General features: G+C 61.8%; 11 protein-coding genes. 7 read left to right on the top strand and 4 right to left on the bottom strand.

What is annotated here, in order from left to right; translation table 11 throughout:
- Nucleotides 1-80 precede the first annotated feature (80 nt).
- Complete coding sequence (locus K5Q19_RS06935; protein WP_273303980.1) at nucleotides 81-554, top strand: SOS response-associated peptidase family protein; 474 nt, start codon at nucleotides 81-83, stop codon at nucleotides 552-554.
- Nucleotides 555-558: 4 nt separating this feature from the next.
- Entirely contained in the window at nucleotides 559-1,053 is a 495-nt protein-coding gene (locus tag K5Q19_RS06930; RefSeq protein ID WP_137775285.1) for a DUF427 domain-containing protein, read from the top strand.
- A 232-nt stretch (nucleotides 1,054-1,285) separates the two neighbouring features.
- On the opposite strand, the gene K5Q19_RS06925 is transcribed toward K5Q19_RS06930, so the two are convergent.
- From K5Q19_RS06925 to K5Q19_RS06910, 4 genes are all read right to left on the bottom strand, one after another.
- Nucleotides 1,286-1,750, bottom strand: a complete 465-nt coding sequence (locus K5Q19_RS06925; RefSeq protein ID WP_066281408.1) for a nuclear transport factor 2 family protein — start codon at nucleotides 1,748-1,750, stop codon at nucleotides 1,286-1,288.
- Between the two features lie 27 nt (nucleotides 1,751-1,777).
- A complete protein-coding gene (locus K5Q19_RS06920) occupies nucleotides 1,778-2,053 on the bottom strand; it encodes a hypothetical protein (RefSeq protein WP_273303977.1) in 276 nt (91 codons plus the stop codon).
- Nucleotides 2,050-4,104, bottom strand: a complete 2,055-nt coding sequence (locus tag K5Q19_RS06915) for a pyridoxamine 5'-phosphate oxidase family protein (RefSeq protein ID WP_273303974.1) — start codon at nucleotides 4,102-4,104, stop codon at nucleotides 2,050-2,052. The genes K5Q19_RS06920 and K5Q19_RS06915 overlap by 4 nt, the downstream gene beginning before the upstream one ends.
- A 64-nt stretch (nucleotides 4,105-4,168) precedes the next feature.
- Nucleotides 4,169-4,789, bottom strand: a complete 621-nt coding sequence (locus K5Q19_RS06910; RefSeq protein WP_273303972.1) for a glutathione S-transferase — start codon at nucleotides 4,787-4,789, stop codon at nucleotides 4,169-4,171.
- A gap of 130 nt (nucleotides 4,790-4,919) precedes the next feature.
- On the opposite strand from K5Q19_RS06910, the gene K5Q19_RS06905 reads away from it, so the two are divergent.
- The 5 genes from K5Q19_RS06905 to K5Q19_RS06885 all read left to right on the top strand — a co-directional run bounded on the left by K5Q19_RS06905 (nucleotide 4,920) and on the right by K5Q19_RS06885 (nucleotide 9,542).
- The gene (locus K5Q19_RS06905) at nucleotides 4,920-5,840 is read left to right on the top strand and encodes a LysR family transcriptional regulator (protein WP_273303969.1); all 921 of its coding nucleotides are present in this window, start codon (nucleotides 4,920-4,922) and stop codon (nucleotides 5,838-5,840) included.
- A 260-nt stretch (nucleotides 5,841-6,100) separates the two neighbouring features.
- Complete coding sequence (locus K5Q19_RS06900; RefSeq protein ID WP_273303967.1) at nucleotides 6,101-7,348, top strand: hypothetical protein; 1,248 nt, start codon at nucleotides 6,101-6,103, stop codon at nucleotides 7,346-7,348.
- Nucleotides 7,329-8,075 (top strand): hypothetical protein, encoded by a 747-nt coding sequence (locus tag K5Q19_RS06895; RefSeq protein WP_273303965.1) that lies wholly within the window; start codon nucleotides 7,329-7,331, stop codon nucleotides 8,073-8,075. Before K5Q19_RS06900 ends, K5Q19_RS06895 begins: the two co-directional genes overlap by 20 nt.
- Before the next feature lie 87 nt (nucleotides 8,076-8,162).
- Entirely contained in the window at nucleotides 8,163-8,627 is a 465-nt protein-coding gene (locus K5Q19_RS06890) for a nuclear transport factor 2 family protein (protein ID WP_273303962.1), read from the top strand.
- A gap of 507 nt (nucleotides 8,628-9,134) precedes the next feature.
- Nucleotides 9,135-9,542 (top strand): hypothetical protein, encoded by a 408-nt coding sequence (locus K5Q19_RS06885; protein WP_273303961.1) that lies wholly within the window; start codon nucleotides 9,135-9,137, stop codon nucleotides 9,540-9,542.
- Nucleotides 9,543-9,597: the final 55 nt, after the last annotated feature.

The following is a 9,597-nucleotide window of genomic DNA, read 5'->3' as shown; positions in this document are numbered from 1 at the left end:
TTACACCCAAGGCCGCCTGACCATGCAGCCCGGTGACCACACCCCAAATTACACCTCATTGACGGACGTGACCCGAGCAAATGACCTGGGGTTTCCCGGTGGTCCTGCGCGGGAAGCAGGGGCAGCCGCTCAAGCCCAAGCCCGTCAATAATGCCCGGTTCGACAAGCTCGGCGCGTTCTGGAAGCGCTGGGCAGCCTTGCCCGAGCATCGCTGCCTCATCCCTACCTCGCGCTATGCCGAAGCCGTAGGCACACCGGGACGCATGACCGAGACCTGGCTGTCGGTGCGCGGGGAGCCGATCTTTGCCTGGGCCGGGCTCTGGCGAACCTCGGACGAGTGGGGCGACTGCTATACCGGCGCGATGACCGAAAACGCTCCCGAGCTCGAGCACATACACGATCGCTCGCCGGTCATCCTGCGCGCGGATCAATGGAAGACCTGGCTCACTGCACCGCTTGCTGAGCTCTATGCGTTCGACAAGCCGTATCCGGCCGATGCCATGACGGTCGAGGCCACCGCGAACCTGTGGGCGCGGTCCACGAACAAGGGATAACTGCATGCGTCCGAAACCCGATCCGGTAAAGCCCGAGCAGCTCAGCGTCTGGGATTTTCCCCGCCCTGCTGTTGCGGAACCCTGCGATGCGCACATCCGCATCGAGCATCGCGGCGTCATCGTTGCCGAGACCCGCAACGCCATCTGCACCTTTGAGACGAGCCATCCGCCGAGCTACTACATCCCGCCCGCCGACATTGCGCCTGCGGTGTTGAGGCGTGCGCCCGGCAGCTCGTCCTGCGAGTGGAAGGGGGCCGCCAGCTATTGGGATGTCATGATCGGCGACCATGTGCTGCCTCGCGTCGGCTGGAGCTATCTAAGTCCCAGCGCAAGCTTCGTGATGCTGCGCGACCACGTTGCCTTCTATGCCGGGCCGTTCGACCGCTGCACGGTCGATGGCGAAACCGTCATCCCGCAGCCGGGAGCGTTCTATGGCGGCTGGATCACGTCAAACTATGCCGATCCGTTTAAGGGCGGGCCCGGGACAACGGCCTGTTAGCAGGTGCGGCTCGGCATAGTCGGCTTTAGCAACAAGCGCTTGGAATGCCCCAAGCGGTACTTCCCTGCTATCGCGCCGCACCTAATTTGCCGCGCGCCTTTGGCGATGACGGGCAGAAGGGTTAGCGAGCCAGCAAATCAACTCAACGGAATTCTGGCACACTCGCTTTTGATTGCCCGTGATCAAACTGGTGCTGTCGCCAGGCACAGTTACGATCCTGCCCCACGGGGCCTTAGAGTCCCAGGTCGCTGAGGCCCGGGTGGTTATCGGGGCGGCGACCCAGCGGCCATCGAAACTTGCGTTCACCCTCGTCGATCGGATGTTCATTGATGCTGGCAAAGCGGCGCGCCATGAGACCGTCTTCGTCGAACTCCCAGTTCTCATTGCCATAGGCACGGAACCACTGGCCGCTATCGTCATGATATTCATAGGCATAGCGCACTGCGATGCGGTTGCCGCCGAATGCCCAGAGTTCCTTTATCAGCCGATAGTCGAGCTCGCGATTCCATTTCCGCGTCAGGAATGCCTCGATCTCGGCATGGCCTCGCGGAAACTCTGCCCGGTTCCGCCACTGGCTATCGGGCGTATAGGCCTGGGTGACCCGTACAGGATCACGGCTGTTCCAGCCATCTTCGGCCAAACGCACCTTTTCGCGCGCAGTTGCTTCGGTGAACGGGGGAAGTGGTGGTCTTGACATGGCAAAAGGTCCTTTTCGATCAGAGTATTACAGGAAGACGGTGAGGCGAGGCACAAGGGTCACGGATGGCGCATTGCAGCGGCTTGCGCATTGCGCTGCCTTGGCGAACTGGCCGAAGCCAATTTCGGAAATGAAAGGCGCACCGGGGAGCAGCAAAAGCAGTAAGAGGCAGAACATCATTCGCAAAAGCCAGCTTCGCATCGACCATGACGGCATTGAGCTATCTTCCAGTTGCGGGTCGATCAGCAGCATTGCCTCTGCCGAAAGGCCAAGATGCAGGCTGGTCTGCAGGTCCTGAGTCACAGTTCGATCTCCAGCGTTTCGCTGCCCGCAGCCGGGACCGCTGAGCAGATTAGAATTTCATCCGGGCCCACCGGCGCGGTGGGCGTGACGGGATAGGCAACTCGGCCCTTGAGCAGCCGCACCGCGCATGAACCGCACGATCCGGCGCGACAGCTGTGCTCGGGCTTCAGACCTCGCGATTCCGCCAGTTCAAGCAGCGATCCACCCTCCGGGTGCCAACGCGCCTCCTTGCCCGATGCAGTGAATACAACGCTGACGCTGCTTTCCGCTGCCTGCGGCTGCGGCGCAGCCTCGGCAGATGGGTCCGATCGGCGAGCCAGTGCCGAAGGGCCGAATGCTTCGGCATGGATGCGCTGATCAGCGACGTTGAGATCGCGCAGCCCGTCATACAGGTCCTGCATGAACCCGCCGGGGCCGCACAGATAGAAGTCGTAATCGCCAAAGGGCAGGATCTGCCGGAAGCTATCGGCGGTTAGCCGTCCAACGCCCTGATGGTCGCGGCCGGTCCGCTCGTCAGGGCCGGGCTGGCTAACGATGCGGATGACCCTAACCGCCCCCTGCGCCGCCTCGGCCAGGGCGTTGATCTCAGCATCGAAGGCGCGCTCGGCCTTGTTGCGCGCGGTCTGGATCATCCAGGTCTGGCGGATTGTGCGGGTGCGAATCCCTTCGAAAACGATATGGCGCAGCATTGCGAGCATTGGCGTGATGCCGACGCCGGCAGCGACCAGCACCGCAGGCCGGCGTTCCGCCGCATCGATCGTGAATGTGCCCGTCGGCCCCTTGGCTTCTAAGGTCACGCCTGTTGCGACCCGGTCGTGCAGAAACTGCGAAACCCTGCCATCGCGCTTGACGCTGATACGGTAGCTGCCATCGGACGGCGCGCAGGACAGGGTATAGGTGCGCAAGCTCGGCTCGGTATCGCCAGGCAATGTGACACGGATCGGCAGGTGCTGGCCAGCCTTGTGCGCTATCAACCCCTTTCCATCCTGCGGCTGCAGATGGAAGGAACGGATGGTCGCGCTCTCGTCTATCGCATCGGTCACGATGAACGGACGCCAGCTTTTGGTTAGTGCTTCGGCTTCGATCCGCTGCGCGGCGGCTTGCCAGTCGCCGGTCATCAGTGAATTGGGCGACCAGCCCTTTTCGCGCATCGCCCAGCGCAGCGCCAGCGCCCTACGCCGCAGCACGATCCGTCTCGGGCGAAAGGTCCACAGCCGCTCGGCGCCCTGGAACGCGGCAATCTCCGGCGAATCCAGAACGACCTCGGTACTTCCGGTCATCTGCAGTACATCGCCAGTGGCAAAATCGGCGAAGATCAGCCCGGCGCGCGGATTGACCAGAAAGTTGCCCAGCGTGTTGAAATGCAGATTGCCGGCAAAGTCGGGAATGGTGAGCGTGCCGTCTGCATTGATGCGCACAAATCCCGCCTTGCCGCCGCGGTGCGAGACATCGACCTGACGGTCGCTACCGGTATCGACATAGGACGCGACGAAGAAGGTGTCGGCCGCCGCAACCATCTCTCCGGGGCGTCCGTGCAAGGTCTCGATCTCCTCGGGCGGAGCGAGGGATGGCTGCGCCGGATTTCGGACAAAGCGGAAATCGCGCAGCTGAATATATTGCGGACAATTGCCGAAGCTGTGGCTGACCTGAACATGGTGGCTCCTGGCATCGCTGCGGCGCAGTGTTCCGTTCATCCGGTTGCGGCGACGAGTATGCAGCTCGATGCCGAGCAGCCCCACAGCAGCGCCGTCATCAAGCCCGGAATCGGCGGGATCGAGCGGATCGCGCTCGAAGGCAAACTCCAGCGTGCGGGGATCCGGCGATGACAGGAATCCCGGATTGCCGATGGCGAAGGTCGCCCAGGCATCGCCCTGAGGATCGACCGCACCCATCACGATAAAGGGCAGCTGCTCGTAAAAGTCGCGATGCTGGTCCGGCATGAAGTCACGCACGACCTTGCTGCCCACAACCGCCATTCGCTCGGCGACGCCGACCGTTTGCTGTATCGCGACTTCGCCTGCATGCCAGGGTGCGCTGGTCGGGGTAGTCATCACAACGAACTCCTTCAGACAGGGTGGCAGGCTGGCAGGTAGGCTGCCAGCCTGCAGGGGGAGATCAGGCCGCGATGCGCAGGCCAGCAACTGTGCGCTGGAACGGAACGAAGCCTTCAAGGCCCTCGACCCGGCGCAGCCAGGCGAGGATTTGCGGGTACGGCGCAAGGTCGACATTGCCCTCGGGGGCGTTGGCAATGTAGCTGTACAGCGCGACATCGGCGACCGTCGGCTGCGTGCCGCCGATGATCCAGCTGCGACCGGCCAGTTCGGCATCGATCTGCGACAGGACGGCATGCGCGCGCGTGATGACCTCGTCGGCATCGAACCTGGCGCCGAACACGGTGATCAGCCGCGCGGCTGCCGGGCCGAAGGCTATCGGCCCGGCCGCAATGGACAGCCAGCGCTGAACGGCGGCGGCGCCTTCAGCTGTCTCGGGCAACCAGTCGGTGCGGCCATATTTGCGCGCGGCATAGATCAGGATCGCGTTGGAATCGGCGATCACAGTGTCGCGATCGACCAGCACCGGCACTTGGCCGAATCGGTTGAGCTTGAGGAATTCCGGGGTCTTGTGTTCGCCTGCTGCAAGGTCGACAACAATTTCCTCGACCTCGGCACCGATCAGCGAAAGGAACAGGCTGGCCCGGTGGGCATGGCCAGAGAGCGGGTGGCTATAGAGTTTCATGACGGGATCCTTGGGTTTGAAGGGCCGGTCGAACCGGATGACCAGAAGCTACGCCTTTGGGTCCTCTGAAAGAATAGCCGTCGAAAGAAAGGTTCTATTCCGTTCAGTGAAATAATGTTAGGTCAGCCCAATGGATCGATTGCATGCCATGCAGGTTTTTGTGGCGGTAGCGCGGGGGGAAGGCTTTGCCGCCGCTGCCCGGCAGATGGGGCTGAGCCCGCCCGCCGTCACCCGTGCGGTAGCGGCGCTCGAAGACCATATCGGGACGCGTCTGTTCAGCCGCACCACCCGCAACGTTGCGTTGACCGAAGCGGGACACCGCTATCTGGCCGATGTCGAACGTATCCTGCAGGAACTGGCGGATGCGGAATACGCCGCGCAGGGGCAGCATGCATCACCGCGCGGGCTGCTGACCATTACCGCCCCGGTGATGTTCGGGCGGCTGTACATCATGCCGATCCTACTCGATTTTCTCGATCAACATCCCGATGTTAGCGGCAGGCTGCTTCTGCTGGACCGGGTCACGAATCTTCTCGAGGAAGGCATGGATCTGGCGCTGAGGATCGGCCACCTGGGCGATTCAAGCATGGCCGCGATCCGGGTCGGGGCTGTGCGATCGGTCATCTGCGCCTCCCCTGACTATCTGAAGCGGCATGGTGTACCTCGACATCCCGCCGATCTCGAGCGCCACCGCGTCATCGTGGCGACAGGCTCGCTCGGCAGCCATGAATGGCGCTTTGGAGACGATGATCGACTGACGATCCGCATCCAGCCTTCGCTCACCTGCAACTCGAACGCCGCCGTGCTGCACGCCGTTGAGCAGGGTTGGGGGGTGAGCAGGCTCTTATCCTATCAGGTTGGCCCGTCAGTCACTGCAGGCCGGATCAGGCTGGTTCTCGAAGAATTCGAGCGCAATCCCCTACCGGTGCACCTGGCCCATCTCGAAGGTCGTCGCGCCTCCGCCAAGGTGCGGGCATTCATAGATTTTGCAGCGCGAAGGCTGCGAGACGACCCGGTGATCAATCCGCAACCCGGCTTGGCGGCCGGATGACTGCGCAGGAGCGCGCCCAAGAGTTCCCGCGTATGGGCTCCCCCGATATCCAGGTGAACGCTGCAATGCGCGACACCTGAACCGAAGCCCCAACAACCGGCAAACCTACCAGCGTGCGCTGACCCATGGGCGATAATTTGCGCAAGCGCGGGTTGGTCGCGCAATTCCGGCACCGCAGTCCGTCCCTACTGGCATTATGCACCGCATCGGCGCCACAGGATGGGTCTGTAAATTGCCAGCATCAAGACAGGGAATTGCAAATGCCAGACCTTGATCGGCGCTCGTTTATCGCCGCTGCCAGCATAACCGCCTCGCTTGTTTCGGCGCCCGTCGTAGACGCGCGCGAGCCGGCCAAGGTGAAATCGATCAGCGCCATGACGATGGCTCCGGACGGCAGGCTGGTCCTCGCCGACTGGCGCAGCGGGTCGCTCCATGTGCTCGATCTGCCCAAGCCTGGGGGTTCCGGCAAGACGGCTGCTTTCAATCTTGTCGCTGTCGACGAGGCTTTGGCCATGGCTGGGTCGAGGCGCGTGCGGGCAACGGCGCTGGCCTGCCAGGAACATGCAGGACGCGCGATCGTGGCGGCGGAAATCGGCGGCAGGGTCCTGCTTGCTCTGGCAACGGCCGACGGTTCTGTCACCATCCATGATCCGGATGACTGGCATGTCCAGTCGCTTGCCCTGTCCGACCTGCCAGGGGAGGGCAGCCTTTGGGGCAAGGCCAGTGTCCGGACTTTGACGGTCACCTGTTTCGCCTGGCAGGGGAATGAACTGCTCATTTCCGGGATTGCCAATGCAGACTTTGCGTCGACCCTGCGGCGTATTGCCTATCCTTTCGGCAAACAGCCCAAATCGACGCGGATCGAAATGTATCATGCCGTCCATAATCAGTTAGAAACGCGTGCGCCCATCCGGGCAATGGACTTGGTCACGCTGGGGGGCATTCCGCATCTGCTCGCAGCCTATACCTGCACACCGCTTGTCATCGTTCCTCTGGCAGAGCTGGTCGATCAATCACGGTTGAGAGCAAAGACGATTGCGGAACTCGGCTTCGGCAATACGCCGCTTTCAGTGATGTCATTTGCCATCGAATACCAGGGGCAAAGTTCCGACTGGGTTCTCGTCGCCAATGCTGCCAAATCGGCGGATCTTATCGCGCTTCCCGCCATTGCCGAAGCGGCAGCAGGTCAGGGCCTCACTCAGCCGGTCAAGGCGCCCTTCGACCAGTTTGCGGGCGTCCGCGCCATTCCCGTTCCGCTGGGGAACCTGGTGGCTGTTGCAGACCAGGGCGACGAATTCCTGCTCGCGCTGCGACGCGATGCGCAAACAGGGGCGCTAGAACTCGTGTCGTTCCGCAAGGGGGCGTTTTTCCGCCTGTCGGACCATGTCAACGAATATGACATGCCAGGCTATGCCTATCCGGAAGGCGATTCCTTTCAGCAAGGCTACATCCGGCCATTCCATGCCATGATGAAGCGCGATGAGGGCCATGACGAACTTATTCGCTGATCCGCCACGCATGGTGTCCGTGCACCCCGCGAGCGTGGTCTGGCCAGCCAACATCCTGCGGTTCCACTTTGAGTTCGATCGTGCAATGGACCCGTTCGATGCCGCTGCCCACGTCCAGTTGATGACCGACGACGGCCAGGCTGTCAGCGGCGTTCTGGTCGATTATCCCGACGGCCTCTGGACGGCAGATGGGCGCATACTGACCTTGCTCATGCATCCGGCGCGCATAAAGCGCGGGGTCGCAGCGCACGAGGCGCTCGGTCCAGCCTTGCGTCCGGGCGCCAGCTATTGGCTCAGGGTTGATCCGGCGATGGCGGATTTGCAAGGTCGCAAAATCGGCAGGGAGGAGCGCTTCCGCTTCTCGGCTTCGGAACCGGAACGCAGGCGCATCGATACATCCGCTTGGTTTTGGACAAGGCCGAAGTCGGGCACATCTGCTCCGCTCAGAGTAGAAACCGGGCGATCACTCGACCATCTCTCAGTTCGAACAGCTGTTTTCATGATGGGCGAGTCTGGCGTTCCGCATCCCGCCAGCTTCCAGGTAACGGGCGAGGCGATCATGGTCTTCCCGCATTCGCCCTGGCCAGACGTGATTGAGATTGTGGTGCAACCGTGGCTGGAGGATGTTTGCGGCAACCGGCCGGATGGGAGCTTCGAGCAGACCATCAGGGGCGCTGATGTGGCATTTTGCAATCTGCCAATGGCCGGCATGGCCATACAGCCCTGATCTGCAGGGTTCCGCAGGCAGCCGCATCGTTTGGTCGTACGCATTGCGGCCTTCGTGGCCTTTTTGCAGTATTTGCAGGAGTAGTTCATGGCTCGCCCTCCCTTGCCGCCCTTCACTGAGGCAACCGCACGCGAAAAGGTCCGCCTGGCCGAGGATGGCTGGAATAGCCGGGATGCCGCCAGGGTTGCGCTGGCCTATACGCTCGATAGCCAGTGGCGAAACCGGGTCGAGTTTCCGCAGGGTCGTGCCGAGATCGAAGCCTTTCTCGTGCGCAAGTGGAATCGTGACCTCGACTACAGGTTGATCAAGGAATTGTGGATCCATGACGGGCGTCGCATCGCGGTCCGCTATGCCTATGAATATCATGACGATAGCGGGCAGTGGTTCCGCGCCTATGGCAACGAGAACTGGGAGTTTGATGACAGCGGCCTGATGACACGGCGTTTCTCCAGCATCAACGAGCATCCGATTGCGGAGGTCGAGCGTCTGTTTCGATGGCCGCTCGGCCGGCGGCCCGACGATCATCCTGGTCTCAGCGATCTGGGTCTGTAGGGTTCGATCTCTGGCCCGAGCCTCAACCTCGCACCTTTCGATTGGGCTTGCGGTCGCGAAATGCCTCTGCGGCCGACATACACTGACATTAGCCCCAATTCTGAAGCAATTTCTGCACAATCCTGCGGGATTTGGAACCGTCTGTCTGGCGGCGCTGCGCTAGACTATCGCCGGTCATCTGCGGACGCGGGAGGTCGTCAGATGGCCCAAGGATATTGGAGATCCCGCATGAAGCCGTGTTTTGCTGAATCGGCCTGGCTGCGCGCCATGCCAGGCCCTGCACCATCGGCGATTTCTTTGTACTGCCACCATCGCTGCGAAGGCTGTGGACGATGGTGCTGAGTTTGACCTGCAGCAGGTATTCTTAAGTAAGAGCCTAGCCCGGCTTTTCCGTGACCTGGCAAATCATCACCCCGGAGCGGCAATATTGCCCGGTTCCGGCATATTGTCGATGCTGAGCGCAGGCCGTCACTTGAACATCATATTGGCCGAACAAGGTAGCTTGCCATGAGCCATCAGCTTTACACCCAAGACCCGACCAGGTTGGTCTACCGGCCGTCAACCGGCCTGCACAGCTATGATGATGCTCTCTTTCTGGGCGGCATGCCCGCGGTCTCTAACGTGCATGTCGGAGGGCACATGTCCTCGCTTTGGCAGCGCAAGGCGCCCGATGCCAGTCAGGGCATCGAGATCGAGGTTCCCGCCAGCGATAGTCTGGTGATCCTTTCGAGGACCGGCCAATCTTATGCCCAGTTCTGCAGATTTGCCGGGACGGCTGTCGATCTGCGGGTCGGCCCGGACTTTGTCTTCATCATTCCTGCAGGACTGGACAGCTTCTGGGGCGGCGAAATGAAGATGACGGAAGGCTGGTTCCATCTTCATATCGACAGGGCAACGGGTCACGTCCGTCAATGAGGTGTAATTTGGGGTGTGGTCACCGGGCTGCATGGTCAGGCGGCCTTGGGTGTAA

The sequence above is a fragment of the Novosphingobium sp. genome (genome assembly GCF_019748365.1).
GTDB lineage: Bacteria > Pseudomonadota > Alphaproteobacteria > Sphingomonadales > Sphingomonadaceae > Novosphingobium.
This window is presented reverse-complemented; position numbering and strand designations above follow the sequence as displayed.

Coding starts and splice junctions, on each gene's coding strand:
- K5Q19_RS06900 (WP_273303967.1), top strand. CDS start 6,101: ATGCCAGACCTTGATCGGCGCTCGTTTATCGCCGCTGCCAGCATAACC.
- K5Q19_RS06935 (WP_273303980.1), top strand. CDS start 81: ATGACCTGGGGTTTCCCGGTGGTCCTGCGCGGGAAGCAGGGGCAGCCG.
- K5Q19_RS06930 (WP_137775285.1), top strand. CDS start 559: ATGCGTCCGAAACCCGATCCGGTAAAGCCCGAGCAGCTCAGCGTCTGG.
- K5Q19_RS06895 (WP_273303965.1), top strand. CDS start 7,329: ATGACGAACTTATTCGCTGATCCGCCACGCATGGTGTCCGTGCACCCC.
- K5Q19_RS06885 (WP_273303961.1), top strand. CDS start 9,135: ATGAGCCATCAGCTTTACACCCAAGACCCGACCAGGTTGGTCTACCGG.
- K5Q19_RS06890 (WP_273303962.1), top strand. CDS start 8,163: ATGGCTCGCCCTCCCTTGCCGCCCTTCACTGAGGCAACCGCACGCGAA.
- K5Q19_RS06925 (WP_066281408.1), bottom strand. CDS start 1,750: ATGTCAAGACCACCACTTCCCCCGTTCACCGAAGCAACTGCGCGCGAA.
- K5Q19_RS06905 (WP_273303969.1), top strand. CDS start 4,920: ATGGATCGATTGCATGCCATGCAGGTTTTTGTGGCGGTAGCGCGGGGG.
- K5Q19_RS06910 (WP_273303972.1), bottom strand. CDS start 4,789: ATGAAACTCTATAGCCACCCGCTCTCTGGCCATGCCCACCGGGCCAGC.
- K5Q19_RS06915 (WP_273303974.1), bottom strand. CDS start 4,104: ATGACTACCCCGACCAGCGCACCCTGGCATGCAGGCGAAGTCGCGATA.